Source organism: Streptomyces sp. NPDC008150, assembly GCF_042956945.1.
GTDB lineage: Bacteria > Actinomycetota > Actinomycetes > Streptomycetales > Streptomycetaceae > Streptomyces.
Genome location: NZ_JBIBHJ010000005.1, coordinates 327,199 through 349,963, shown reverse-complemented (window position 1 = coordinate 349,963; position 22,765 = coordinate 327,199). Strand labels below are relative to the sequence as shown.

General features: G+C 73.4%; 27 protein-coding genes. 16 read left to right on the top strand and 11 right to left on the bottom strand.

Annotation, left to right across the window (positions count from 1 at the left end):
• Positions 1–31: 31 nt before the first annotated feature.
• On the bottom strand, positions 32–679 hold the full coding sequence (locus tag ACFZA0_RS15700; RefSeq protein WP_391016178.1) for a TetR family transcriptional regulator: 648 nt from the start codon (positions 677–679) through the stop codon (positions 32–34).
• Between the two features lie 169 nt (positions 680–848).
• Here ACFZA0_RS15700 and ACFZA0_RS15695 point away from each other — a divergent pair, with 169 nt between their 5' ends.
• A complete protein-coding gene (locus ACFZA0_RS15695; protein ID WP_391016175.1) occupies positions 849–2,075 on the top strand; it encodes an acyl-CoA dehydrogenase family protein in 1,227 nt (408 codons plus the stop codon).
• Between the two features lie 70 nt (positions 2,076–2,145).
• Here ACFZA0_RS15695 and ACFZA0_RS15690 read toward each other — a convergent pair whose 3' ends face one another.
• The 8 genes from ACFZA0_RS15690 to ACFZA0_RS15655 form a co-directional block, all read right to left on the bottom strand.
• Complete coding sequence (locus ACFZA0_RS15690) at positions 2,146–2,667, bottom strand: cupin domain-containing protein (RefSeq protein ID WP_391016172.1); 522 nt, start codon at positions 2,665–2,667, stop codon at positions 2,146–2,148.
• A gap of 7 nt (positions 2,668–2,674) precedes the next feature.
• On the bottom strand, positions 2,675–3,892 hold the full coding sequence (locus ACFZA0_RS15685) for a cytochrome P450 (RefSeq protein WP_391016170.1): 1,218 nt from the start codon (positions 3,890–3,892) through the stop codon (positions 2,675–2,677).
• A complete protein-coding gene (locus ACFZA0_RS15680) occupies positions 3,889–4,950 on the bottom strand; it encodes a 3-oxoacyl-[acyl-carrier-protein] synthase III C-terminal domain-containing protein (protein WP_391016167.1) in 1,062 nt (353 codons plus the stop codon). Before ACFZA0_RS15680 ends, ACFZA0_RS15685 begins: the two co-directional genes overlap by 4 nt.
• A 211-nt stretch (positions 4,951–5,161) precedes the next feature.
• Positions 5,162–5,398: a DUF6213 family protein gene (locus ACFZA0_RS15675; RefSeq protein ID WP_391016164.1), complete on the bottom strand. Its 237-nt coding sequence runs from the start codon at positions 5,396–5,398 to the stop codon at positions 5,162–5,164.
• A 25-nt stretch (positions 5,399–5,423) separates the two neighbouring features.
• On the bottom strand, positions 5,424–6,809 hold the full coding sequence (locus ACFZA0_RS15670) for an NADP-dependent succinic semialdehyde dehydrogenase (protein WP_391016162.1): 1,386 nt from the start codon (positions 6,807–6,809) through the stop codon (positions 5,424–5,426).
• 79 nt (positions 6,810–6,888) lie between these two features.
• Positions 6,889–7,365 carry an NUDIX domain-containing protein gene (locus ACFZA0_RS15665; protein ID WP_391016159.1) on the bottom strand — a complete coding sequence of 159 codons (477 nt, stop codon included), beginning with the start codon at positions 7,363–7,365 and terminating at the stop codon, positions 6,889–6,891.
• Positions 7,366–7,417: 52 nt separating this feature from the next.
• Positions 7,418–8,956 (bottom strand): ATP-dependent DNA ligase, encoded by a 1,539-nt coding sequence (locus ACFZA0_RS15660; protein WP_391016156.1) that lies wholly within the window; start codon positions 8,954–8,956, stop codon positions 7,418–7,420.
• Positions 8,957–8,985: 29 nt separating this feature from the next.
• Positions 8,986–9,960, bottom strand: coding sequence for an FAD-dependent oxidoreductase (locus ACFZA0_RS15655; protein WP_391016153.1), 975 nt, complete (start codon positions 9,958–9,960; stop codon positions 8,986–8,988).
• Positions 9,961–10,036: 76 nt separating this feature from the next.
• Here ACFZA0_RS15655 and ACFZA0_RS15650 point away from each other — a divergent pair, with 76 nt between their 5' ends.
• The 5 genes from ACFZA0_RS15650 to ACFZA0_RS15630 all read left to right on the top strand — a co-directional run bounded on the left by ACFZA0_RS15650 (position 10,037) and on the right by ACFZA0_RS15630 (position 14,482).
• Entirely contained in the window at positions 10,037–10,684 is a 648-nt protein-coding gene (locus ACFZA0_RS15650; protein ID WP_391016150.1) for a cupin domain-containing protein, read from the top strand.
• Between the two features lie 129 nt (positions 10,685–10,813).
• Complete coding sequence (locus tag ACFZA0_RS15645; RefSeq protein ID WP_391016147.1) at positions 10,814–11,791, top strand: zinc-binding dehydrogenase; 978 nt, start codon at positions 10,814–10,816, stop codon at positions 11,789–11,791.
• Positions 11,788–12,984, top strand: coding sequence for an acyl-CoA dehydrogenase family protein (locus ACFZA0_RS15640; protein WP_391016144.1), 1,197 nt, complete (start codon positions 11,788–11,790; stop codon positions 12,982–12,984). Before ACFZA0_RS15645 ends, ACFZA0_RS15640 begins: the two co-directional genes overlap by 4 nt.
• Positions 12,981–14,075 carry an acyl-CoA dehydrogenase family protein gene (locus ACFZA0_RS15635; RefSeq protein WP_391016141.1) on the top strand — a complete coding sequence of 365 codons (1,095 nt, stop codon included), beginning with the start codon at positions 12,981–12,983 and terminating at the stop codon, positions 14,073–14,075. Before ACFZA0_RS15640 ends, ACFZA0_RS15635 begins: the two co-directional genes overlap by 4 nt.
• 212 nt (positions 14,076–14,287) lie before the next feature.
• Complete coding sequence (locus ACFZA0_RS15630; RefSeq protein ID WP_391016138.1) at positions 14,288–14,482, top strand: hypothetical protein; 195 nt, start codon at positions 14,288–14,290, stop codon at positions 14,480–14,482.
• Positions 14,483–14,570: 88 nt separating this feature from the next.
• Here ACFZA0_RS15630 and ACFZA0_RS15625 read toward each other — a convergent pair whose 3' ends face one another.
• Positions 14,571–14,939 (bottom strand): DUF779 domain-containing protein, encoded by a 369-nt coding sequence (locus tag ACFZA0_RS15625; RefSeq protein ID WP_391016134.1) that lies wholly within the window; start codon positions 14,937–14,939, stop codon positions 14,571–14,573.
• Between the two features lie 208 nt (positions 14,940–15,147).
• Positions 15,148–16,080, bottom strand: a complete 933-nt coding sequence (locus ACFZA0_RS15620; protein ID WP_391016132.1) for a substrate-binding domain-containing protein — start codon at positions 16,078–16,080, stop codon at positions 15,148–15,150.
• A 188-nt stretch (positions 16,081–16,268) separates the two neighbouring features.
• Between ACFZA0_RS15620 and ACFZA0_RS15615 the strand changes: the two genes are divergently transcribed.
• From ACFZA0_RS15615 to ACFZA0_RS15570, 10 genes are read left to right on the top strand one after another with little or no spacing between them, the layout of a single operon-like run.
• Positions 16,269–16,595, top strand: a complete 327-nt coding sequence (locus tag ACFZA0_RS15615) for a gas vesicle protein GvpO (protein ID WP_391016130.1) — start codon at positions 16,269–16,271, stop codon at positions 16,593–16,595.
• Between the two features lie 46 nt (positions 16,596–16,641).
• A complete protein-coding gene (locus ACFZA0_RS15610) occupies positions 16,642–17,193 on the top strand; it encodes a gas vesicle protein GvpJ (RefSeq protein ID WP_391016563.1) in 552 nt (183 codons plus the stop codon).
• Positions 17,193–17,987 (top strand): GvpL/GvpF family gas vesicle protein, encoded by a 795-nt coding sequence (locus ACFZA0_RS15605; protein WP_391016127.1) that lies wholly within the window; start codon positions 17,193–17,195, stop codon positions 17,985–17,987. The genes ACFZA0_RS15610 and ACFZA0_RS15605 overlap by 1 nt, the downstream gene beginning before the upstream one ends.
• A 4-nt stretch (positions 17,988–17,991) precedes the next feature.
• Entirely contained in the window at positions 17,992–18,273 is a 282-nt protein-coding gene (locus tag ACFZA0_RS15600; protein ID WP_391016125.1) for a gas vesicle protein GvpG, read from the top strand.
• Positions 18,270–19,877, top strand: coding sequence for a hypothetical protein (locus tag ACFZA0_RS15595; RefSeq protein ID WP_391016123.1), 1,608 nt, complete (start codon positions 18,270–18,272; stop codon positions 19,875–19,877). The genes ACFZA0_RS15600 and ACFZA0_RS15595 overlap by 4 nt, the downstream gene beginning before the upstream one ends.
• A gap of 6 nt (positions 19,878–19,883) precedes the next feature.
• Positions 19,884–20,960: an SRPBCC family protein gene (locus ACFZA0_RS15590; protein ID WP_391016120.1), complete on the top strand. Its 1,077-nt coding sequence runs from the start codon at positions 19,884–19,886 to the stop codon at positions 20,958–20,960.
• A gap of 15 nt (positions 20,961–20,975) precedes the next feature.
• Entirely contained in the window at positions 20,976–21,320 is a 345-nt protein-coding gene (gene gvpJ / locus ACFZA0_RS15585; protein WP_391016118.1) for a gas vesicle protein GvpJ, read from the top strand.
• On the top strand, positions 21,317–22,189 hold the full coding sequence (locus ACFZA0_RS15580; RefSeq protein WP_391016115.1) for a GvpL/GvpF family gas vesicle protein: 873 nt from the start codon (positions 21,317–21,319) through the stop codon (positions 22,187–22,189). Before gvpJ ends, ACFZA0_RS15580 begins: the two co-directional genes overlap by 4 nt.
• Positions 22,186–22,431, top strand: coding sequence for a gas vesicle protein GvpJ (locus ACFZA0_RS15575; protein ID WP_391016113.1), 246 nt, complete (start codon positions 22,186–22,188; stop codon positions 22,429–22,431). The genes ACFZA0_RS15580 and ACFZA0_RS15575 overlap by 4 nt, the downstream gene beginning before the upstream one ends.
• On the top strand, positions 22,428–22,721 hold the full coding sequence (locus tag ACFZA0_RS15570; RefSeq protein WP_391016110.1) for a gas vesicle protein GvpK: 294 nt from the start codon (positions 22,428–22,430) through the stop codon (positions 22,719–22,721). Before ACFZA0_RS15575 ends, ACFZA0_RS15570 begins: the two co-directional genes overlap by 4 nt.
• Positions 22,722–22,765 lie beyond the last annotated feature (44 nt).

Sequence of the window (22,765 nt, the reverse complement as noted above, 5' to 3'; positions counted from 1 at the left end):
GCCCGCGCGCGGCCGGGCCGGTGGCGGGCCGTCAGAAGACCGGGCCGCCCGTCTTGTCCTCGGCGGCGGCCAGCCGCCCCCACAGCAGGTCGGCGAGACTGCGCACCAACGCGGCCCGGGGGAGCGGGCGTTCGCCGAGCCACCAGTCGCCGGCGGCGTGCATCATGCCCACGATCCCGTGGCCCCAGACGCGGGCGATCTGGTCGTGCTCGGGGCCGAGGTCGAGCCGTTCGCCGATGACCTGGGCCAGTTCCTCGCCCATGCGGCGCAGCAGCGGCGCCGACTGGCGGCCGGCGTCGAAGCCCTGGTCGCCCGTGGGGGCGCCCTCCGAGGGGTGCATGAGGAAGCGGTAGACCTGCGGCCGCGCGGCGATCGCCGCGAGGTAGGTGTCGAGGGTGGCCTCGACGCGCTCGCGCCGGTCCTCCGCGGGTGCGTCGAGGGCGGCCCGCAGCGAGTGCAGCAGGGCGTCCGTGTGGCGCTGGGCGAGCGCGGCGTACAGTCCGCTCTTGTCGCCGAAGTGGCGGTACAGGATGGGCTTGGTGATGCCCGCCTCGGCGGCGATGGCGTTCATCGAGGCCTGCGGCCCGTCGCGCAGCACCACCCGGTCGGCGGCCTCCAGCAGTTCCTGCCGTCGGCGGTCGGCGGACCGCTGCTGTTCGGTCCGCGGTGTGGTGTCCATGATCTCTCCCCACCCGTGCTGATTCGGTGACGCAAGCGCAAACTAACACTCGCCGTGAACCGGACATCGAACGGGCTACCGGCTGGATGTCGGGAGTTGACTTTTCCTACCAGCCGGTAACAGACTCGCGTTACCGTTAGTAACAAGCTGGTGTGCCACTGGAGGGGTCATGGCCGAGTTCACCATGGAGCTCAACGACGAACAGAAGGAGGTCCGCGACTGGATCCACGGCTTCGCCGCCGACGTGATCCGTCCCGCGGCCGCCGAATGGGACGAGCGCGAGGAGACTCCCTGGCCGGTCATCCAGGAGGCCGCGAAGGTCGGCATCTACTCCCTGGACTTCTACGCCCAGCAGTACTTCGACGCCACCGGCCTCGGCATACCCATGGCGATGGAGGAGCTGTTCTGGGGCGACGCCGGCATCGCGCTCTCCATCGTCGGGACGGGACTCGCCGCCGTCGGCGTGCTCGCCAACGGCACCGAGGAGCAGATCGGCACCTGGATCCCGCAGATGTACGGCGACGCCAACGACGTGAAGGTCGCCGCCTTCTGCTCCTCCGAGCCCGACGCCGGTTCCGACGTGGGCGCCATGCGCACCCGCGCCGTCTACGACGAGGCCAAGGACGAGTGGGTGCTCAACGGCACCAAGACCTGGGCCACCAACGGCGGCATCGCCAACGTCCACGTCGTCGTCGCCGTGGTCGACCCGGAGATCGGCTCCAAGGGGCACGCCTCCTTCATCGTGCCGCCCGGCACGCCCGGCCTTTCCCAGGGCCAGAAGTTCAAGAAGCACGGCATCCGCGCCTCGCACACCGCCGAGGTCGTCCTGGAGAACGTGCGCGTGCCCGGCTCCTGCCTGCTCGGCGGCAAGGAGAAGCTCGACCACCGCCTCGCCCGCGCCCGCGAGAAGGCCGCGAAGGGCGGCGAGCGCGTGAAGAACGCCGCCATGGCCACCTTCGAGGCGTCCCGCCCTGCCGTCGGCGCCATGGCGGTGGGCACCGCCCGTGCCGCCTACGAGGTCGCCCTCGACTACGCGAAGACCCGCGAGCAGTTCGGCCGCCCCATCATCGACAACCAGGGCGTCGCCTTCCAGCTCGCCGACATGCGGACCCAGATCGACGCCGCCCGCCTGCTGGTGTGGCGCGCGTCCTGGATGGCCGTCAACGGCAGGCCGTTCACCGCGGCCGAGGGCTCGATGTCGAAGCTGTTCGCGAGCGAGACCGCGAAGAAGGTCACCGCGCAGGCCGTGCAGATCCTCGGCGGCAACGGCTACACCCGCGAGTACCCGGTGGAGCGCATGCACCGCGACAGCGCCATCTACACGATCTTCGAGGGCACCAGCGAGATCCAGCGTCTCGTGATCGCGCGCACCCTGGCGGGCGTGCCGATCCGGTAGCCCCCGGAGCACCACGCCGGCGGGGCGGACCGCGCGCCGACGGCGCGCGCTCCGCCCCGCCGGCGCGCGGTCAGCGGTGCCGCAGCGGCGTGAGCTGCTCGATGTCGTAGCGGGCCCGCAGTTCCTCGATCGCCGCGTGGTCCGGCGGGCCGCCCCGGTCGAGGATGGCCAGCAGCTCCTCGAAGTACCGCTCGTGGTCCGGCGGCGGCGACGCCTGGAAGAACATCTTCGCCGGCTCGTCGGTCGGGTTCGCGAACGCGTGCGGGCAGCCGGGCGGCACGACGATGACCGTGCCCGGTGTCGCCCGCACCACCCGGTTGCCCGAACCCGACTCCCAGCGCTGCCAGTTGTCGGGGGTGCGCACCAGCGGCTCGAAGGCGAGCACGTCCAGCTCGCCCTCCAGCACGTAGAACAACTCCTCGCTGCGCGTGTGCACATGGGCGCCCACGTCGAACCCGGGCGGCACCAGCACCTCGAAGGTGGACGCCATCCGCGAGTGCGACCCGGTCACCTTGAACGTCACGTGCTGCGCGGGGGTCCGGAGCACCCTGCCCTGCCCCGGCGGCACCAGCAGCCCGTCGGTCCCCGTCACCGGCCGCTCACCACGTCACGGGCAGGGCCTCAGGGCCGCGGATCAACGCGCCCTTGCGGAACGGGACTTCCTCCGGCGGGACCGCGAGCCGCAGCCCCGGCAGCCGGTCGAGCACGGCGTCGACGAGCAGCTGGGACTCCAGCCGGGCCAGCATCCCGCCCACGCAGTAGTGCGGCCCGAAGCCGAACGAGACGTGCGGGTTGGGACTGCGGTCGAAGTCGACCGTGTCCGGGTCCGCGAAGACCTCCGGGTCGCGGTTGGCCGACAGGTACGACACGTAGACCGCGTCGCCCGCGCGGATCGTCGAACCGGCGATCTCCACGTCCTCGGTGGCGATCCGGGACAGGCCGACCGCGTTGCGGTGCGGGATGTACCGCAGCAGCTCGTCCACGGCGCGCGGCCTGATCTCCGGCTGCGCGCGCAGCCGTTGGACCAGATCCGGGCGGGTCAGCAGCAGGTAGAACATCTGCCCGCTGTTGTTGGTCACCGCCTCGCCGCCGATCTGCACGAGCACCGCGAGCCCGACCGCCTCCTCCAGGGTCACCTCGCCCCGGCCGACCGCGGCGCCGAGCAGGGACGTCACGTCCTCGCCGTCGCTGCCCTCCCTGCGGCCGATCAACTCCGCGAAGTACGCGCCCATTTCGTTCTTCGCGCGCTCGCTGACGTCCGCCCCGTGCGACGAGGAGAGGATGAGCTGCGTCCAGCTGTGCATGCTCGCCCGGTCGGTGGCCGGCACCCCCATCAGCTCGCAGATCACGGCGATGGGGAACGGGCTCAGCACCAGTTCTGTGAGGTCGGCGGGCGGTCCCTGCCGCAGCAGCTCGTCGATCATCTCGTCGAGCAGCAGCCGGGACCGCTCCCGCACCCGCTCCACCCCGCGCGCGGTGAACGCGGCGGCGACGGAACGCCGCAGCCGGGTGTGGTCCGGCGGGTCGAGGAAGCCGACCGCGCCGCGGGCCGGGATGAAGTGCGGCGCGAGCCGGGTGACCGACGACCGGTCCATCACCGCCTCGCGGCTGAACCGGGGGTCGTTGGTGACCGTGCGGACGTCGTCGTAGCGGGTCACGAGCCACGCCCAGCCGTCGCCGTTGGGAAGTTGGATGCGGGTGACCGGACCCTCCCGCATCAGCTCGGCGAGCACCGGGTCGAAGTCGACCCCGGCCAGGTCGAGCGCCGGCCAGTGGCGTACCGGCGGAAGGGTCTCGGTCAGGGTCTCTTCGGTCATGCCGCCTCTTCTTCTCGGCGCCAGCGGCCCAGGGCCATCTCGGCGGTGATCCCCGGGCCGAACCCGGCGAGCAGCCCGCGCGCGCCGTCCTCGGCGCCGCCCTCGTCGAACAGCCGGCGCAGCGCGTCCAGCACGACGGCGCTGGCGATGTTGCCGTACTCGGTGAGGGTGGCCCGGCTGAACCGGAACGCGTGCGGGTCGACCTTGAGGAACTTGCTCAGGTCGTCGAGGATGCGCGGCCCGCCCGCGTGGATGATGTAGAAGTCCAGGTCGGCGGCGTCCCAGCCGTGCAGCCCCGCGAGGTCCTGGAGCGCCGGTGCCAGCGGCTCCATCGTGCCGGGCACCCGCTTGTCCAGCAGGAAGTGGAAGCCGGTGGCGCGCACGTCGTACGCGATCCAGTCCTCGGTCTTGGGGATCAGGTACGAGCCGTTGCGCTCCAGCTCGATGCCGTTGCCGCCGCGGCCGCGGACCACGGCCGCGGCGATGCCGTCGCCGAACAGGCCGTTGGACAGCAGCGAGCCGATGCCGAGGTCGGTGGGCTGGTAGCACAGCGAGCAGAACTCGCAGGCCACGATGAGGGCGTTGGCGTTCGGGTACGCGTTGCAGAAGTCGTGCGCCCGGTTGATCGCGGCGCCGCCGGCCGCGCAGCCGAGCTGGGCGATGGGGAGCTGCCGGGTGGTGCTCTCGAAGTCCATCTCGTTGATCAGCCAGGCCGTGAGCGACGGCATCATGAAGCCGGTGCACGAGACGTAGATGATCACGTCGATGTCGCTGGTGAGGAGCTCCGCGTCGTCGAGCGCGCGCTGCACGACGGCGGGCACCCGGGCCTTCGCCTCGTACTGGTAGAGCCGGTTGCGGTCCTCGAACCCCGGGTGCTTCAGGGTCTCCTCGATGGGCTGGACGATGTGCCGGGTACGGACCCCGGTGTTCTCTATCAGCCTGAGCGCGAGCGGGAGTTGGGGGTGGTCCGCGTGGTGGAGGCGCGCCAGCTCCAGCGTCTCCTCCATCGTGATGACGTGTTCCGGGACGGACACCGAGGGTCTGCACAAAGTCGCCATGAACCGTGCCTGCTTTCGCCGTCCGGTAGGGCCTTCGCCCCCCGGTCAGAGGGTGGTGCGTCCACGATCACCCGGTACGGCGCCGATCTCGCGCCGGACTACTCCGTCTCGGGGACGACCGTGCGGGGCCCGGCCGCGGGCACGGTGCGGCGGGTGCGGACGCGCCGGACCCGCCCCCTCGGGCGGAGGGGGCGGGTCCGGTGGGACGTCCCTAGGATTTCTGGCCGCTGCTGTGCGCGATGCAGGCGACGTCGATCCGGTCGGCCAGCTTGGCGAGTTCGATGGTCAGCGCGGCGACGGTGTCCTCGTCGAGGCCCTCCTCGCCCGCCTCCACCAGCCGCAGCCACCGGCCGCCCATGGTGCGCAGCAGCTTGCTCACGTCGGCCGCCGTCACCTGGAGGATGCCGCGGTCGTCGACGATCAGAGGCAGAGTCACTTCGCGGTTCACACAGGGGATCGTAGTCGCGGAACGCTCATGCCCCGTGCCATACCGTGGTGATGTTGCAGAACTCGCGGATTCCGTGGCCGGACAACTCGCGCCCGTAGCCGGACCGTTTCACCCCGCCGAACGGGAACGCCGGGTGCGAGGCCGTCATCCCGTTGAAGAACACGCCGCCCGCCTCCAGGTCCCGCGTGAACCGCTCGGTCTCGGCCTCGTCGCGGGTCCACACGTTCGAACTCAGGCCGAACGGCGTGTCGTTCGCGACCGCGACGGCCTCGTCCAGGTCGTGCACCCGGTACAGCGTGGCCACCGGGCCGAACGCCTCCTCGTGGTGGATGCGCATCTCCCGGGTGATGCCGGCGAGCACGGTCGGCGGGTAGTACCAGCCCGGCCCCTCGGGCCGTTCGCCCCCGCACAGCACCTCGGCGCCCGAGCGCCGGGCGTCGTCGACCAGCTCCTCCAGGTCGCCGCGGCCCTGCTCGGTCGAGACCGGGCCCACCTCGGTGTCCTCCGCCATCGGGTCGCCGACCCTCAGCTCCGCCATCCGCCGCGCGAACAGCTCCGCGAAGCGGTCGTAGACGTCGGTGTGCACGATGAACCGCTTCGCGGCGATGCAGGACTGCCCGTTGTTCTGCACGCGCGCGGTGACCGCGACCTCGGCCGCCCGCTCGACGTCCGCGGAGGGCATCACCACGAACGGGTCGCTGCCGCCCAGCTCCAGCACCGTCTTCTTGATCATCTCGCCGGCGGTGGACGCGACCGCGCGGCCCGCGGGCTCGCTGCCGGTGAGCGTGGCCGCCTTCACGCGGTCGTCGCGCAGGATCTCGTCGACCGCGCCCGACCCGATCAGCAGGGTCTGGAAACAGCCCTCGGGAAAGCCCGCCCGGCGGAACAGGTCCTCCAGGTAGAGGGCGGTCTGCGGCACGTTCGAGGCGTGCTTGAGCAGGCCCACGTTGCCCGCCATCAGCGCGGGCGCGGCGAACCGCACCACCTGCCAGAGCGGGAAGTTCCACGGCATCACCGCGAGGACGGGGCCCAGCGGCCGGTAGCGCACGAGGGCGCGGGAGCCGCCCGAGTCGGTCACGTCGGCCTGCGCGGGCCGCTCGTCGGCGAGCAGGTCCGCCGCGTGCTCCGCGTACCAGCGCATCGCCTTCGCGCACTTCGCGGCCTCGGCACGGGCCTGCTTGACCGGCTTGCCCATCTCGGTCGTCATGGTGCGGCCGATGTCCGCCTGTTCCGCGTCGAGCAGGTCCGCCGCGTGGTTCAGCAGCCGGGCCCGCTCGGCGAACTCCGTGGTGCGGTACGCGCGGAAGGCGGCCTCGGCGAGCTGGAGACGGCGTTCGATCTCCTCGTCGCCCATGGCCTCGTACGTCTTGACTGTCTCCCCGTTCGCCGGATTGACCGTTGCGATGGGCATGCCTGACCTCCTCGGGCGGACTGTGCTTCGACCTTCGCGCGCCGCTGCGGGGGCCGCAACGCGGACGGCTCCCGGCGCTCTAGCGCTCCGAGTGCTCAGCCAGCCGGTCGAGAAACGCGGCCTGCGCCGTGACGATCACCTCGCGCGCCCGGTCGGGCGTCAGCCACGCGACCCGGTCCAGCTCCGGGAACTCCTGGACGCGGCCCGACCGCGGCGGCCACTCCATGGTGAACGTGCCCGGCCGCATCTCCGCCGGGTCGAGGTCCGCCTCGACCGCCCAGGCGGTCACGATCTTCCCGCCGGCCTGCCTGACCTCGCCCAGTTCGAGGGCGGGCCCGTCCGGCGGCGCCAGCCCCACCTCCTCCCGGAACTCCCGGCGCGCCGCGTCCCAGGCGGTCTCCCCGGGCTCGTACTCGCCCTTGGGGACCGTCCAGGCGCCCGCCTCGCGCCGGGCGAACAGGGGGCCGCCCATGTGACCGAGCAGCACCTCCACTCCGTCGCCGGCGCGCCGGAACAGCAGCAGTCCCGCACTGCGCCTCTGCCGTTTCTCGCTCATGCCCGGATGCTTCCCCGTGCCGCCCGCTCCCGCACGCGCGCGGCCGGGTCCGTCACGGGGCCACCTCCGGGTGCGCGGCGAGCAGGGCGGCCACGGTGTCCGCGTCCTCGGGGCGCTTGTCCTCGCGGTAGCGCAGCACGCGCGCGAAGCGCAGGGTCACCCCCGCCGGGTAGCGGGTGGAGCGCTGGAGCCCGTCGTAGGCGATCTCGACGACCAGCTCCGGCCGTACGGTCACCACGTAACCGCTCTCCCCGACGGCCAGTTCGCGCAGCCGTTCCGTCTGCCAGGCGAGCATCACGTCCGTCATGCCCTTGAACGTCTTGCCCAGCATCACGAACGAACCGTCCTCCCCGCGCGCGCCCAGGTGCAGGTTGGACAGCTTGCCCGTGCGCCGCCCGTGGCCCCACTCGGCGGCCAGCACCACCAGGTCGAGCGTGTGCACCGGCTTCACCTTCAGCCAGGACGCGCCGCGCCGGCCCGCGCTGTACGGGGCGTCCAGCGCCTTGGCCACGATGCCCTCGTGACCGAGCGCCAGCGTCGCGGCGAGGAACTCCTCCGCGCGGGGCGCGTCCTCGGGTCCGTCCGCCAGCACCCGCCGCACGCGCAGGGGTTCGGGCACCAGCCGGGCCAGTTCCGCGTGCCGCTCGGCGAACGGCAGGTCGAGCAGGTCGCGCCCGTCGGCGGCCAGCACGTCGAAGAACACGGGGGAGACGGGGACCGCCTCGGCCGCCTTCGCCACGTCCACCCGCGAGCCCACCCGGCCCGCCGTCTCCTGGAACGAGCGGGGCCGCCCGTCCGGGCCGAGGGCCAGCACCTCGCCGTCGAGCACGAACCGGTCGCCGGGCAGCGCGAGGGCCGCCGCCGTCACCTCGGGCAGCCGGTCGGTGATGTCGTCCAGGGTGCGCGTGTACACCCGTACGGTGCCGCCCTCGCGGTGGACCTGGACACGGATCCCGTCGAGCTTCTCCTCCACCGCCGAGGCGCCGAGCCGCTCCACCGCCTCCGTCACCGAGGCCGCGCTGTGCGCCAGCATCGGCAGCACGGGCCGCCCGACGGTGAGCCGGAACCGCTCCAGGGCCGCGGGGCCGTCGGCGAGCAGCGCCTCGGCCACCGGCTGCACCGAGCCGGCCAGCATCACCGCCCGCCGCACGTCGGCCGACGGCGCCCCGGTGGCCTGCGCCAGGCCCTCCACGGCGACCGCGTCGAGCGCGCCCTGCCGCACCTCGCCGGTCAGCAGCCCGGTCAGGAACCGCTGCTCGTCCTCGGTCGCCGCACCCATCAACTCGCCCACCAGGCGCGCCCGTTCGGCCTGCGATCCGGTACCGGAGACCGCCGCGAGCGCGGTCAGCCGGGCGTCCGTGCCGAGCACCGTCAGGGACGGCTCGGCGGCGGGCTCGACGCCGCGGCCGAGCACCTTCCAGCCGACGCCGATCCGGCCCTGGGGCAGGCGTCCCGCCAGGTACGGGACGAGGACCGGCACGTCGTCCGGTCCCGCCTCCCGGAACAGTTCGGCGAGCAGGGCGATCTTCCGGGACCGCGCCGAGGTGGCGGCGACCTCCCGGGACACGTGGGCCAGCCGGGTCAGCAGCATGCAGCCATGGTGCTACGGCGGCGCCGCTTCTACACCCGCACGGCGGCCTCCAGGTCGCTCATCAGCAGTTCGCCGTTGAGCGCGGAGGCGGCCCGGTAGCCGCCGCCCGCCGCGTTCACGACCTGTTCGGCGAAGCCGAGCGCGTTGCCCGCCGCCCACACGCCCGGCACGGTGGTCAGGCCGCGCTCGTCGGTCACCGGGTAGGTGCCGAACGGCGTCTCGCGCAGTTCGGCGCCCAGTTGCGCCATCAGGTCGTTCGCGACGACCGGCCGGGGCGCGACGAACACGACCGCGCGCTCGTGCACGGTGCCGTCGGCCAGCCGGACGCCGGTCAGCCGGTCCCCCTCGACGACCAGCCCGGCGACCCTGCCCGGCACGACGTCGACCCCCGCGGCCGCGAGCAGCCGCAGGTCGTGGTCCGGCAGGTCGTCCTCGGCGACCGTGTGCGCGAACAGCGTCACGTCCTTGGACCACTGCGACACGACGAGCGCCTGGTGCACCGCCGCCGGCGACGTCGCCAGCACCCCGAACGGCCGGTCGCGGACCTCCCACCCGTGGCAGTACGGGCAGTGCAGCACGTCCCGCCCGAACCGCTCGGCGACCCCGGGCACGTCGGGCAGCTCGTCCCGCAGGCCGGTGGCGATCACCAGCCGCCGGGCGTGCACCCGCGCGCCGCCGGCGAGCGTCATGTCGAACTCGCCCGCGCGGTCCGCGACGGCCCGCACCACCAGGTCCCGCACCAGCTCGACGCCGTACCGGGCGATCTCGGCGCGCCCGGCGGCCAGGAACTCGGCGGGCGGCATGCCGTCCCGCGTCAGGTAGCCCTGCAGGTGCGCGGCGGGCGCGTTGCGCGGTTCGCCCGCGTCGACCACCAGCGTGTGCCTGCGGGACCGGCCCAGCACGAGCGCGGCGGACAGCCCGGCGGCGCCCCCTCCGACGACGACGGCCTCGTACGAGGCGGCGGCGGGAGCGGTGCTCCGCGTGCCGCGGATGTTCTCGGTCATGGTGACCACCTCCGCCATCACCGTCGCGCCTGCCCGTTCGGTTGACAAATGCGTTTGCCGAAACTGCAATGAACGCATGAGATGCGAGAACGGACACCCCTCGGACGACGCGAACCGCGAGGCCGCCGCCCCCGCCCCGGACGAGGGCGACGGCGTCGACGGCGTGCTCGCGGGCGTCGGCCCCCGGCTGCGGCGCATCCGGCAGGAGCGCGGGGCGACCCTCGCCGGGCTGTCGGCCGCGACGGGCATCTCGGTGAGCACGCTCTCCCGTCTGGAGTCGGGCCTGCGCAGGCCCAGCCTGGAACTGCTGCTGCCCATCGCGCGGGCGCACCAGGTCCCGCTGGACGAGCTCGTCGGCACCCCGCCGGTGGGCGACCCCCGGGTGCGGGCGGAGCCGGTCGTGCGGGACGGCCGTACGCACTGGCCGCTGACCCGGCAGCCCGGCGGACTCCAGGCGTTCAAGGTGCGCGAGCCGCGCCGGCTGCGCGAGCCCGACCCCCGCACGCACGAGGGCTACGAGTGGCTGTACGTGCTGTCCGGGCGGCTGCGGCTGGTCCTCGGCGAGCACGACGTGGTGCTGGGGCCGGGGGAGGCCGCGGAGTTCGACACCCGGGTGCCGCACTGGTTCGGGTCGACCGGCGAGGGCCCGGTGGAGTTCCTGAGCCTGTTCGGGCCGCAGGGGGAGCGGATGCACGTACGGGCGCGGCCGGCCCGCGCGTCCTGACGCGGCGCCGCGCGCGGGGGCGGGACGTGGCCGTCGTCACGGGTCGGCGTCCGGCTGTTCCCCATCTACAAGCGACCGCTTAGTATGCGGAGAGCCCGCTCAGACGACGCAGTCCCGTGGAGGCCCCGCATGCAGGCATGGCACGTGCACGAGAACGGCGAGCCGAGCGAGGTGATGCGCCTGGAGGAGGCCGAGCGGCCGACGCCGGGCGACGGCCGGATCCTCCTGAAGGTGCGGGCCGCGAACATCAACTTCCCCGACGCGCTGATGTGCCGGGGCCAGTACCAGGTCAGGCCCGCGATGCCGTTCACCCCCGGCGTGGAGATCTGCGGCGAGACCGAGGACGGCCGGCGCGTGATCGCCGGCTCCGTCCTGCCGCACGGCGGCTTCGCCGAGTACGCCCTCGCGGACGCCGCAGCCGTACTGCCCGCCCCCGACTCCCTCGACGACGCCGAGGCCGCCGCGCTGCACGTCGGCTACCAGACCGGCTGGTTCGGCCTGCACCGCAGGGCACGCCTCGAAGCGGGCGAGACGCTGCTCGTGCACGCGGCGGCCGGCGGTGTCGGCAGCGCGGCCGTCCAGCTCGGCAAGGCCGCGGGCGCCACCGTCATCGGTGTCGTGGGCGGCCCCGACAAGGCCGCGGTCGCCCGCCGACTCGGCTGCGACACGGTGATCGACCGGCACTCCGAGGACGTCATCGCCACCGTCAAGGAGGTCACCGGCGGCCGGGGGGCCGACGTGATCTACGACCCGGTGGGCGGCACCGCGTACACGCAGTCCACCAAGGTCGTCGCCTTCGAGGGCCGCATCGTCGTGGTCGGCTTCGCGAGCGGCACCATCCCGAGCGCCGCGCTCAATCACGCCCTGGTGAAGAACTACGCGATCCTCGGCCTGCACTGGGGCCTCTACAACACCAAGAACCCGAAGCTGGTCCAGCACTGCCACGAGCAGCTCACCGAACTGGCCGCGCGGGGCGCCGTCAAGCCGCTGGTGAGCGAGCGGGTACCGCTGTCCGGTGCCGCCGCGGCCGTCCAGCGCGTCGCCGACGGCGTCACCACCGGCCGGGTCGTCGTGCTGCCCGGCGCGGAGAACGGAGCCGCCGCATGACCGCGACCACCCTCGACGCCGCCGAACTGGCGCGCCGCACCAAGGAGTTGCTGGCCGCGCACCCGCCGGCCACCACGTCCCGCGAGGACTTCCTGGCCGCCCGCTTCGACGCGGGACTCGCCTGGGTGCACTACCCGGAGGGCCTCGGCGGCCTCGGCGCGTCCCGGTCCCTCCAGGCCGTCGTGGACACCGAACTGGCCGCCGCCGGCGCCCCCGACAACGACCCGCGGCGCATCGGCATCGGCCTCGGCATGGCCGCCCCGACCGTCCTCGGCTTCGGCACCGACGAGCAGAAGCGCCGCTTCCTGCGCCCGCTGTGGCTGGGGGAGGAGGTGTGGTGCCAGCTCTTCAGCGAACCCGGCGCCGGCTCCGACCTGGCGGCCCTCGGCACCCGCGCCGTGCGCCAGGACGACGGCGACTGGATCGTCGACGGGCAGAAGGTGTGGACCTCCAGCGCGCACCTCGCCCGCTGGGCCATCCTCATCGCCCGCACCGACCCGGACGTCCCCAAGCACCGCGGCATCACGTACTTCGTCTGCGACATGACCGACCCCGGTGTCGAGGTCAGGCCGCTGCGCCAGATCACCGGCGAGGCGGAGTTCAACGAGGTCTTCCTCACCGGCGTCCGCGTCCCCGACGCGCACCGCCTCGGCGAGGTCGGCGACGGCTGGCGCGTCGCGCAGACCACGCTCATGAACGAGCGTGTCTCCATCGGCGGTTCGCGCCTGCCCCGCGAGGGCGGCATGATCGGCCCGGTCTCGCGCACCTGGCGCGAGCGGCCCGAACTGCGCACCCACGACCTGCACCAGCGGCTGCTGCGGCTGTGGGTGGAGGCCGAGGCCGCCCGCCTCACCGGGGAGCGGGTGCGCCAGCAGCTCGCCGTCGGCGAACCCGGCCCCGAGGGCTCGGGGCTGAAGCTCTCCTTCGCCCGCCTGAACCAGGAGATCAGCGGCCTTGAGGTCGAACTCCTCGGTGAGGAGGGCCTGTTGTACGACGACTGGACCATGCGCCGGCCCGAACTGGTCGACTTCACCGGCCGTGACGCCGGTTACCGCTACCTGCGCTCCAAGGGCAACAGCATCGAGGGCGGCACCAGCGAGGTCCTGCTCAACATCGTCGCCGAACGGGTGCTCGGCCTGCCCGCCGAACCCCGCACCGACAAGGACGTCGCCTGGAAGGACCTGTCCCGATGACCGACCTGCTCTACTCCGAGGAGGAGGAGGCGCTGCGCGCCGCCGTCCGGGACCTGCTCACCGACCACTGCGCCGCACCGGACGTGATCACCCGTACCGAGTCCGGCACGCCGCACGACCCCGCCCTGTGGAAGTCGCTCGCCGAGGGCATGGGCCTGGCCGGGCTGCTGGTGCCCGAGGAGCGCGCTGGCCATGGCGCCACCCACCGCGAAGTGGCCGTCGTGATGGAGGAGTTGGGGCGTGCTGTCGCCCCCGTGCCCTATCTGGCGAGCGCGGTGGTCGCGACCGAGGCACTGCTCGCCTGCTCCGGCGACGACGCCGGGGCCCTGCTCGCCCGACTCGCCTCCGGACGCGCGGTCGCTGCCCTCGCGGTCGCCCAGAACACCGCCCCGGGGGGCCACTTCAAGACCGTCCGGTACGAAGCGGGCGCCCTGCACGGCGAGTTGACCGGCATCGCCGACGCGACCGCCGCCGACGTCCTGCTCGTACCGGCGTCGGACGGCGCCCTGTACGCGGTCGAGACGCGGGGTGCGGACACCGTGGCGGTGCAGGCGCAGGTCTCCCTGGACCTGACCCGGCCCGTCGCGACGGTCCGGTTCGACGGTGCCCCGGCCCGTCTGCTGGGCGACGCGGAGCCCGCCGTGCGGCGGGCGCTGCGGGCCGGGGCCGCGGCCTTGGCATCCGAGCAACTCGGCCTGTCCGAATGGCTGTTGACGGAGACCGTGCGCTACCTGAAGGAGCGCAGGCAGTTCAACCGGCCGGTCGGCGGCTTCCAGGCGGTCAAGCACCGCCTCGCCGCACTGTGGCTCGACGTCGTCAACCTGCGGGCGGTGGCCCGCAACGCCGCCGACGCCCTCGCCACCGACAGCGCCGACGCGGACGTGGCGGTCGCCGTGGCCGCCGCGTACGCGGCACCCGTCGCCGTGCGCGCGGCGGAGGAGGCCCTGCAACTGCACGGCGGCATCGGCATGACGTGGGAACACCCGATCCACCTCTACCTCAAGCGGGCCAAGGCCGACTCGATCGCCCACGGCACCGCGGGCGCCCACCGGGAGGCCCTCGCCGAACTGGTGGACCTCCGGGCACCCTGACCCCCTCCGCCCGCTCCCCGTCCGGCCCGCACCCGCACTCCCGGGTGCGGGCCGGACGCGCGTCCCCTGCGCGACCTGCCGGAGGGCCCGCAGGGCCCCGATCTGCGAAAACCACACGTTCGGCGGGCGGGTCGGCGCCCCCGGAGCGGCCCTCGCCGCGTCACACTTGCGGCCGATTGCCGCGAAACGGGCGCGGCCTAGGGAGGTAGTCGATGGCCGTGTCCATCTCTGTGGTCGTGCTCCTGCTGGTCCTGGTGGCGGTGTTCGTGCGCAACAAGGCACTGAAGGCCGGCCATGCGCTGCTCTGCGTGCTCCTGGGGTTCTTCCTGGCGGGATCGGCGGTGGGTCCGGCCATCGACAACGCCGCGACCGCGACCGCTGACCTCGTCGCCGGGCTCAAGCCCTGACCGGCGGTCCCTCCCGTCCGGAGGCTCCCGGGTCCGCCCCGGGGCTCCGGACAGCGGGGCCCGCGCCGGCCCTCGTGCGGCGAACCGTTCAGGACTCCAGAACCCGCGACCGGATCAGGAAGCGCACCCCCTCGGGCGCCTCCAGCGAGAAGCCGCTGCCCCGCCCGGGAACCACGTCGACGATCAGCCGGGTGTGCGCCCACGCCGCGTACTGACTCTTGGACATCCAGAACGGCACCGTCTCCGCCACGCCCTCGACGGCCAGCTCGGCGAGCAGGATGTCCGAGCCGCCCGTGCGGAACTCGCCCTCGGGGTAGCACATCGGCGCGCTGCCGTCGCAGCAGCCGCCGGACTGGTGGAACATCAGCGGCCCGTGCGCGTCCCGCAGCCGGCGCAGCAGACCGGCCGCCTCCGGAGTCAGCTCGACGCGGGGGACTTCCTCGTACTCCTCGTGCATGGTCATCATCCTGAGGTCGGGGCCCGACGGTGGTCCGGCGGACCGGACCGTCGCGGGGCCGCTCCCGGGCCCGCGCGATCCGGTTCGCCGATCGTGCCATTGTCCGCCAAAAGCGGCTTTCGGGATACGAGTTGAACGGGATGTCACCGGGGCGGGGCCGAGCCGGGGCCCCGCCGGGACCGGGGCCCGCTTCCGGAACCGGGCCGCGTCAGGCGGAGTCGCGGACGATGATCCGGGCCGGAGTGGGGGTCAGCCCGCTCGCGTCGAGGCCCAGGACCGCCCGCGCGGCGAGGCGGCCGTGGGCCTCCGCGTCGATGTGCACGGTCGTCAGCGCCGGCGTGACGAGCGCCCCGTACTCGGTGTCGTCGAACCCGATCACGGCCAGGTCGTCCGGCACGGCGACGCCGAGGTCGTGCAGGGCGGTGAGGGTGCGCAGGGCGACGTCGTCGTTGTACGCGGCGACCGCGGTCACCCCGGGGTGCGCCGCGCGGAACTCCGCCAGGGCGTCCGCGCCCGCCTGCCGCGGCCGGGGCACGACCAGGGACACCGGCGCCGCGAGCCCCAGCGCCTCGGCGCTGTGCCGGGTGAAGCGCAGCCTGGTCTCGGCGAGCGGCGTGTCCGCGGCCGGCAGGGCCAGCGCGACACGCGTGTGTCCGCGCGAGGCGAGATGGCCGACCTGGAGCGCGGCGTGGGCGGCGAGGCCGTCGCGCCAGCCGCCGCCCCCGTCGTCGAGGTCGTGCCCGGTCAGGTACGGGTCGCCGAACCGCAGCACCGCGCGCGGCACGATCGCGTCCAGCACCTGCTGGGTCGCCGCGGCCGTGTGATGCCCGTGGCGCACGAGCAACACGTGCTCGTGCGCGGCGAGTTCGGCGTCCAGGCCGCGGACGTAACTGCGCGAGTAGTTGCCTTCGAGGCCCCAGTCGACGTTGAGCACGACGACCCGGGAGTTCCCCTCGCGCAGCGCCCTCGCCACGCCGTGCGGCACGTACCCGAGGTCGCTCGCGGCCTGCCGAACGCGGTCGCGGGTGGCCGCCGAGATGGTCTGACGGGGGTCGTTGTTGAGCACGAAGCTGACCGTGGCGCGGGAGACGCCGCTGGCGGCCGCGACGTCGCTGAGGGTGACTCTTCCCGATCCGCCCATCGACCCCGCTCCAGCCTCGACGTCCCGGGCCCGGCCGCCCGGCCGGACCGAACGCCCAGTCTAGGCCGTGTCCGCGGGCCGTGACCGGGGGCACCGACCCCGGTTCCGCGTCCGTGAGCACCGCCGGGTTGCCCGGATGGCCCAACTGAGCACGGCACGCGACCGGCTCCGCGCCCAGAGTGGTGCACATGGCAGAGAACGGCGAGCGGCGGCGAGGGTCCGGCACCTCCACCCGGCAGCGGACACGCGAACCCCGGGTGCGCGGCGCCCAGGACGCGGCGCGCCGCGCGGGGGACGCGCTGCGCGAACTGGTCGACCACCACCTGGAGGGCGTCTCCGGCGTCCGCAAGAGCAAGGACGGCGGCTGGATCGTCGACGTGGACGTCCTCGAAGTGGCACGCATCCCCGACACCACCAGCCTGCTCGCCACCTACGAGGTCGAACTGGACGCCGACGGCGAGCTGTCGCAGTACCGCAGGACCGCCCGCTACCGGCGCGGCGGGGCCGACCAGTGACAGGCGCACCCCGGCGCCGGCAACCTGAGAGGACCGCCGCATGACCATGACCACGTACAGCGACGAGATAGTCTGCGCGCCGCGCTCCGGCAATCTCTACGACGTCCTGGAACTCATCCTCGACCGCGGCATGGTCATCGACGTCTTCCTGCGCGTCTCCCTCGTCGGCATCGAGATCCTGAAGATCGACGCGCGGATCGTGGTGGCGAGCGTCGACACGTACCTGCGGTTCGCCGAGGCGTGCAACAGGCTCGACCTCGACCACGACGCGCGCAGCAAGACCGTCCCCGAACTGTTCGGCGGCTCCGTCGCCGGGAGCGTGGCCAAGACCGGCGCGAAGAAGACCGCGCGGTCCCTCACCGACAAGGTGAAGGACGTCCTCAGCCCCGGCGACGACGAGGACGACGCCGGCGAGGACTACGAGGGGTACGAGGACGACGGCGACGAGCGTGCCGACGCCGAGCGCAGGCAGCCCGCCCGCCGCTCCGCCCAGCGCCGCGAGGCCCCCGCACGCCGCTCGTCCCGCTCGTCCGGCGACCGCGACGACGACGGCCGGCACCGCTCCCGCCCGCGCCGCCGTGCGGAGGTGGACGGCTGATGGCCGCGACGCCACCCACCGCGGACGGCTCCCTGTACGTGTACGGCATCGTGGCGAAGGGGACCCGCGCGCCCCGCGCGAGCGGGGTGGGCGGGGCCGCCGTGCGGCTGGTCACGGGCCTCAACCTGTGCGCCGCCGTGTCGGCCGCCCCCGAGGGGCTGCGCGCGCGGCGCCGCGACCTGACGGCTCATCAGGCCGTGCTCGACGAACTGGCCGAACAGGGGCCCGTGCTGCCCATGCGGTTCGCGACGCTCGTACCCGGCGAGGACGAACTGCGTCACCAACTCCGCGACAGGCGCACGTACTTCGGCGAACAGCTCGAATCCCTCCGAGGCTGCGTCGAGATGAACGTCAAGGGCGACAGCGTGCCCGGCTTCTTCGAGCAACTCGTGCGCACCGACGACGAGTTGCGCGCCCTGGCCCGCCGCACCCGGCAGCGCCCCGACTACGAGGCGAACGTCCGGCTCGGCGAGGCGCTCGCCCAGGCGGTGCGCCGCGAGGCCCGGCGCGCGGCCGACGACGTGCTCTCGCGGCTGACCCCGCTGGCGCGGCGCGTCACGCACGGCACCGTCGACGGCGCCCAGGTCCTCAGCACCTCCTTCCTCGTCCCGCGCGAGGAGCTGGTCCGCTTCCGCAAGGCGGTCGACCGCGGTGCCCGGCGCTACGGCGACCGGCTCGCGCTCCGGGTGACGGGCCCGCTGCCCTGCTACAGCTTCGTCGACACCACGGCCGCGGCACCCGCGTCCCTGTCCACGCCGGCACCGGTCTCCGTGTCCGCGCCGGCCGGGGCGTGACGCCGTGGGACTCGTGACCGGGCTGCTGCTCCTGCCGCTCGCCCCCGTGCGCGGCACGATGTGGATCGCCGACCGCCTCGTCCAGGAGGCCGAGCGGCAGGTCCGCGACCCACGCGTGGTGCAGGAGCAACTGGCCGCGCTCAACCGGGCGTTCGACGAGGGACTGATCGACGAGGACGCCTTCGAGGCGGAGGAGGACCGTCTCCTCGACCTCCTCGCGCCGCCCGTTCACCGGGCGGTCCGTCCGGTTCCGTCAGAGGTCTCCTCCCAGGAAGGGCTTTCATGAACGACAGCTGCAAGGCGGCCCTGGCCGCCGCCGTGGCCGGCGGATACATCCTCGGCCGTACGAAGAAGGCCAAGCTGGCCTTCGCCGTCGGAACGTACCTGGCGGGGCGCCGGTTCAGCCTCTCGCCCCAGCAACTCGTCCAGCAGGGGCTGGCGAAGCTCCAGGAGACGCCGCAGTTCCAGGAGCTCAGCGACCAGTTGCGCGGCGAACTGCTCACCGCCGGCCGGGCCGCGGTCTCCGCCGCGGCCAACCGCCGCCTCGACTCGGTGACCGACCTGCTCCGCGACCGCACCGACGCGCTGAACGGCGTGGCGAAGGGCGGCGACGACGGCGAGGACGACGACGCCGACTCCTACGACGACGAGGCCGACGACTCCTACGAGGACCAGGACGAGGACGAGGACGAGGCGTACGACGCCGAGGACGACGAGGGCGCTCCCCGCGACGATCGCGACGACGACTTCGACGACGAGTACGACTACGACGACCACGCCGCCTACGACGAGGACCAGGACGATTACGACGACGAGGACGAGGGCGGTCCTGAGCCCTACCCGGGCGACGAGGGACGCGGGCACCGCGGTCCGCACACCCGGGAGAGCCGCGGCGAGAAGCGTCCCGAACACGGCCGCGGCGCGCGCAACCGGGCCCGGACCGCGAAGCGGCGGACGGGGCGGCACACCAAGCGCGCCGCCCGTTCCGCCCGGGAGGGATCCGCAGACGGACCGCCCGGCAGGGGGGCCGGTTCCCGCCCGGCGGGAGACGCGCGGCAGCCGGACGCGCGACGGGCACCGGAGCAGGGCGAGAGGCCCGCCCGGAGGGCGCTCGCGAGGAAGGTCGCCACGCGGCAGGAAGCAGCTCCCGAGCAGAGGGCCGCGCAGAAGAAGATGGCGGCGAAGAAGAGCGCCGCCGAGAAGACGGCCGCGAAGAAGGCTTCCGCCAAGGAGGCCCGCGCGTCCCGGAAGGCCGCGGAGTCCGGCGGTGAATCCGCGGTGACGAAGCGCTCCGCGGCGAAGAAGGCGCCCGCCAAGGCTCCCGCGAAGGCGCCCGCGAAGAAGACGGCGGCGAGCGGCTCTCCCGCGAAGAAGGCGCCCGCCGAGAAGTCGGCGGCGAAGAAGGCTCCGGCGAAGAAGACGGCGGCGGGCGGTTCTTCCGCGAAGAAGGCTCCGGCCGGCGGCTCCTCCGCGAAGAAGGCGTCGGCCAGTAGGGCACCCGCGAAGAAGACCGCCGCGAAGAAGACCGCCGCGAAGAAGGCGCCCGCCAAGGCTCCGGCGAAGGCGCCCGCGAAGAAGACCGCAGCCAGTAAGAACACCGCAGCCGGTAGGAACACCGCGAAGAAGGCGCCCGCCAAGAAGACGGCGGCGAAGAAGACTCCGGCGAAGAAGAGTTCCGCGAGCGGTGGCACCGCCAGCAGGAACACGTCGAGCAGGACCGCCGCGAACAAGTCGGCCGCGAAGAAGACCGCGTCGGCCGCCAAGTCCGCGCCGGGCAGGAAGACCGCCGCCAAGAAGTCGGCCGGTCCGTCGTCGCGTACGCGCAAGGCGTCGCAGACCCGTGAATCCGCCAGCGGCCGCCGGACGGCCGGCTCGCGGCGGGGGAGGTGAGTGGGCATGGCAACCACGCAGGAGAAGAAGAAGCCGAGCGGCTCCGACAAGAGCGAGGAATCGCCCTTCGACGACGTCAAGGACGCGCTGGGCGAGTACATCTCGGCGATGGGCAGCAGTCTCGCCGACAAGGCGAGTGGGGCCGTCGGCGACCTGGCCGGACACCTCACGGGCTCCGCGGACGGACCCGGCGGCACGCTGGGCCGTGTCGCGCAGCGGGTGCTCAAGGGCGACTCGCCCCTGAAGTCCCTGGTCGCGGAGAAGGCCAAGAGCGTCAAGGACAACGTGGTCGAGAAGGTCACCGGCGGCTCCGGAGGCGGTGGCGGCTCCGGCGGCAGCAGCATCAAGGCCACGAACATCGTGGAGATCGTCGACGTCGGCGTGCCCCTGCGCACCGCGTACGCGCAGTGGACGCAGTTCGAGGACTTCAGCGGCATCACCAAGGGTGTCCGCAGCGTCAGCATGTCCGACGAGACGGAATCGGACTGGAACATCAAGGTCGGCCCCTCCAGCCGCAGTTGGAAGGCGACCGTCCAGGAGCAGGTGCCCGACGAGCGGATCGTGTGGACGTCGGAGGGCGCCAAGGGCAGCACCAACGGCGCCATCACGTTCCACGAACTGGCGCCCTCCCTCACGCGCATCGTCGTGGTCGTCGAGTACTACCCGGCCGGCTTCTTCGAGAAGACGGGCAACCTGTGGCGGGCCCAGGGCCGCCGACTGCGCCTGGACCTCAAGCACTTCGCGCGGCACGTCACCCTGCACTCCGACGACGAGCTGGAGGGCTGGCTCGGCGAGATCCGCGACGGCGAGGTGGTCAAGAGCCACGAGGAGTTCCTGGAGGACGAGGAGAACGAGCGCGACGACGAGGACTCCTACGACGACGACCCCGAGGGCTACGACGACGGGGACGACGAACCGGCCGATGAGGACGAGGACGACGGCCCGTACGACGAGGAGGACGAGGACGAGGAGGAAGCGGACGAGGACGAGGAAGCCGATGACGACGACGAGGACGAGGACGACGACCGACGCGGCCGCAGGCGGTCGTCCGGCCGCGGCCGCCGTGCCCACGCTCGTCGCTGATCCCGGAGGAGCACGGTGACGGACGTCAGCACCTGGGGTGCCGGGCCGGGCGAGCAGCACCCGGCACCCCTCAGTGGAAGCCTCGCCGACCTGCTGGAACGCGTCCTCGACAAGGGGATCGTCATCGCGGGCGACATCAAGATCGACCTGCTGGACATCGAACTCCTCACCATCCGGCTGAGGTTGTTCATCGCGTCGGTCGACACCGCGAAGAAGGCGGGCATCGACTGGTGGGAGACCGACCCGGCGCTGTCCTCCCGGGCGGCCCGCGACGCCCTCACCGAGGAGAACGCACAACTGCGCGCCCGTCTGGACGCGCTGGAGAGCGGCACGTCCCGCACCGCACAGGAGACCTCGTGAGCACCGACAGCGCGGAGCTTCCGCACGCCGAACGACGCACCGCCGAGGGCGACTTCGTCACGTACGTCTTCGTCGTCACCGACTCGCCGCCGTCCGCCGGCGAACTGGCGGCGGTCGCCGGTCACGAGGGCGGCGGTCCGCTGCGCGCCGTGGCGGCGGCCGGAGGGCTGAGCCTCGTCGTCCAGGACGTGCCCGCCGCCCGGTTCGACGAACAGGCCCTCGCCGCGCGCCTCAACGACCCGCAGGAGCTAGAGCGTTGTGTCCTCGCCCATCATCGCGGGGTGGAGGGTTCCGGTGGGCGTGGCGCGGTCGTCCCGCTGCCGATGGCCACCCTGTACCTCAGCGACGCCAACGCCGTCGAGGCGGTGGAACGCCGGGAGGCCGACCTGCGCGCGGTCCTCGGCCGGCTGCGCTCACGCACCGAGATGGCGGTCAAGGTGCACATCAGCCCCTCGGGACCCGCGGCCGGGGACGCGGCGGACGCGCCCGGCGGCGCGCCCGCGCCGCCCGACGGCCGCGGCTACCTGAGCCGCGCCAGCGCGCGGCAGCGCGAGAGCCGGGACCGGCACGAGATCGCCCGTTCCGCCGCGCACACCGTCGACCTGGTCCTGCGCCGGCACGCCGTCGCCGCCACCCGGCACCGGGCGCAGAGCGAACAGCTCACGGGCCGCCCCACCGCCCAACTCCTCAACGCCGCCTACCTCGTGGACGACGAGCACCTGCGGTACTTCCGCTCCGCGCTGGACCGGCTGCGCGCGGACGAGCGGTGCGCCGGTGTCGAGATCGTCGCCTCCGGCCCCTGGATCCCGTACTCCTTCGCCGGCCTGGACGCCCCCTTCGACCGGGTGGCGACGGAGGTGCGCGTATGACGACGCCCCGGGCGCGCAACGCCCCGCACCCCGTCCCGTGGGACGGGTCCGCGCCGTACGCCCCCGTCGGGGTGCCGTTCGTGGACCTGCTGGACCGGGTGCTCGCCACCGGTGTCGTGATCAGCGGGGACCTGGTCCTCGCCGTGGCCGACGTGCCGCTGGTGCGGATCTCCCTGCACGCCCTGCTGTCGTCCGTCAACGACAAGGTGCCCGCGCCCTGGTCCGACAGCGGGCCGCTGTGACGGCGCCCCGTTCCGCCTCCCTGGACCTCGATCCGGAGCGCGTCGCGAACGACCTGGCCGCCCTGGTCCTCACGGTGGTCGAACTGCTGCGCCAGCTCATGGAGCGCCAGGCCGTGCGCCGCTTCGACGAGGGCACCCTGAGCGAGGAGCAGGAGGACCGGCTCGGCACGGCGCTCATGCTCCTCGACAGCCGCATGGACGAGCTGTGCGCCCGGCACGGCCTTCAGCGGTCCGACCTCAACCTCGACCTCGGCCCCCTCGGTTCACTGCTCGCCGACCCCTGCCCGTAGCCGCACCCCGTCCGCCCCCCGGCCCCCGCGGGCCGGCCGGGGGC

What these genes read in the sequence shown, in the direction of transcription:
- ACFZA0_RS15700 (WP_391016178.1), bottom strand. Translation starts at nt 679, where the DNA reads ATGGACACCACACCGCGGACCGAACAGCAGCGGTCCGCCGACCGCCGA.
- ACFZA0_RS15695 (WP_391016175.1), top strand. Translation starts at nt 849, where the DNA reads ATGGCCGAGTTCACCATGGAGCTCAACGACGAACAGAAGGAGGTCCGC.
- ACFZA0_RS15685 (WP_391016170.1), bottom strand. Translation starts at nt 3,892, where the DNA reads ATGACCGAAGAGACCCTGACCGAGACCCTTCCGCCGGTACGCCACTGG.
- ACFZA0_RS15680 (WP_391016167.1), bottom strand. Translation starts at nt 4,950, where the DNA reads ATGGCGACTTTGTGCAGACCCTCGGTGTCCGTCCCGGAACACGTCATC.
- ACFZA0_RS15670 (WP_391016162.1), bottom strand. Translation starts at nt 6,809, where the DNA reads ATGCCCATCGCAACGGTCAATCCGGCGAACGGGGAGACAGTCAAGACG.
- ACFZA0_RS15665 (WP_391016159.1), bottom strand. Translation starts at nt 7,365, where the DNA reads ATGAGCGAGAAACGGCAGAGGCGCAGTGCGGGACTGCTGCTGTTCCGG.
- ACFZA0_RS15660 (WP_391016156.1), bottom strand. Translation starts at nt 8,956, where the DNA reads ATGCTGCTGACCCGGCTGGCCCACGTGTCCCGGGAGGTCGCCGCCACC.
- ACFZA0_RS15655 (WP_391016153.1), bottom strand. Translation starts at nt 9,960, where the DNA reads ATGACCGAGAACATCCGCGGCACGCGGAGCACCGCTCCCGCCGCCGCC.
- ACFZA0_RS15650 (WP_391016150.1), top strand. Translation starts at nt 10,037, where the DNA reads ATGAGATGCGAGAACGGACACCCCTCGGACGACGCGAACCGCGAGGCC.
- ACFZA0_RS15645 (WP_391016147.1), top strand. Translation starts at nt 10,814, where the DNA reads ATGCAGGCATGGCACGTGCACGAGAACGGCGAGCCGAGCGAGGTGATG.
- ACFZA0_RS15640 (WP_391016144.1), top strand. Translation starts at nt 11,788, where the DNA reads ATGACCGCGACCACCCTCGACGCCGCCGAACTGGCGCGCCGCACCAAG.
- ACFZA0_RS15635 (WP_391016141.1), top strand. Translation starts at nt 12,981, where the DNA reads ATGACCGACCTGCTCTACTCCGAGGAGGAGGAGGCGCTGCGCGCCGCC.
- ACFZA0_RS15630 (WP_391016138.1), top strand. Translation starts at nt 14,288, where the DNA reads ATGGCCGTGTCCATCTCTGTGGTCGTGCTCCTGCTGGTCCTGGTGGCG.
- ACFZA0_RS15625 (WP_391016134.1), bottom strand. Translation starts at nt 14,939, where the DNA reads ATGCACGAGGAGTACGAGGAAGTCCCCCGCGTCGAGCTGACTCCGGAG.
- ACFZA0_RS15620 (WP_391016132.1), bottom strand. Translation starts at nt 16,080, where the DNA reads ATGGGCGGATCGGGAAGAGTCACCCTCAGCGACGTCGCGGCCGCCAGC.
- ACFZA0_RS15615 (WP_391016130.1), top strand. Translation starts at nt 16,269, where the DNA reads ATGGCAGAGAACGGCGAGCGGCGGCGAGGGTCCGGCACCTCCACCCGG.
- ACFZA0_RS15610 (WP_391016563.1), top strand. Translation starts at nt 16,642, where the DNA reads ATGACCACGTACAGCGACGAGATAGTCTGCGCGCCGCGCTCCGGCAAT.
- ACFZA0_RS15605 (WP_391016127.1), top strand. Translation starts at nt 17,193, where the DNA reads ATGGCCGCGACGCCACCCACCGCGGACGGCTCCCTGTACGTGTACGGC.
- ACFZA0_RS15595 (WP_391016123.1), top strand. Translation starts at nt 18,270, where the DNA reads ATGAACGACAGCTGCAAGGCGGCCCTGGCCGCCGCCGTGGCCGGCGGA.
- ACFZA0_RS15590 (WP_391016120.1), top strand. Translation starts at nt 19,884, where the DNA reads ATGGCAACCACGCAGGAGAAGAAGAAGCCGAGCGGCTCCGACAAGAGC.
- ACFZA0_RS15575 (WP_391016113.1), top strand. Translation starts at nt 22,186, where the DNA reads ATGACGACGCCCCGGGCGCGCAACGCCCCGCACCCCGTCCCGTGGGAC.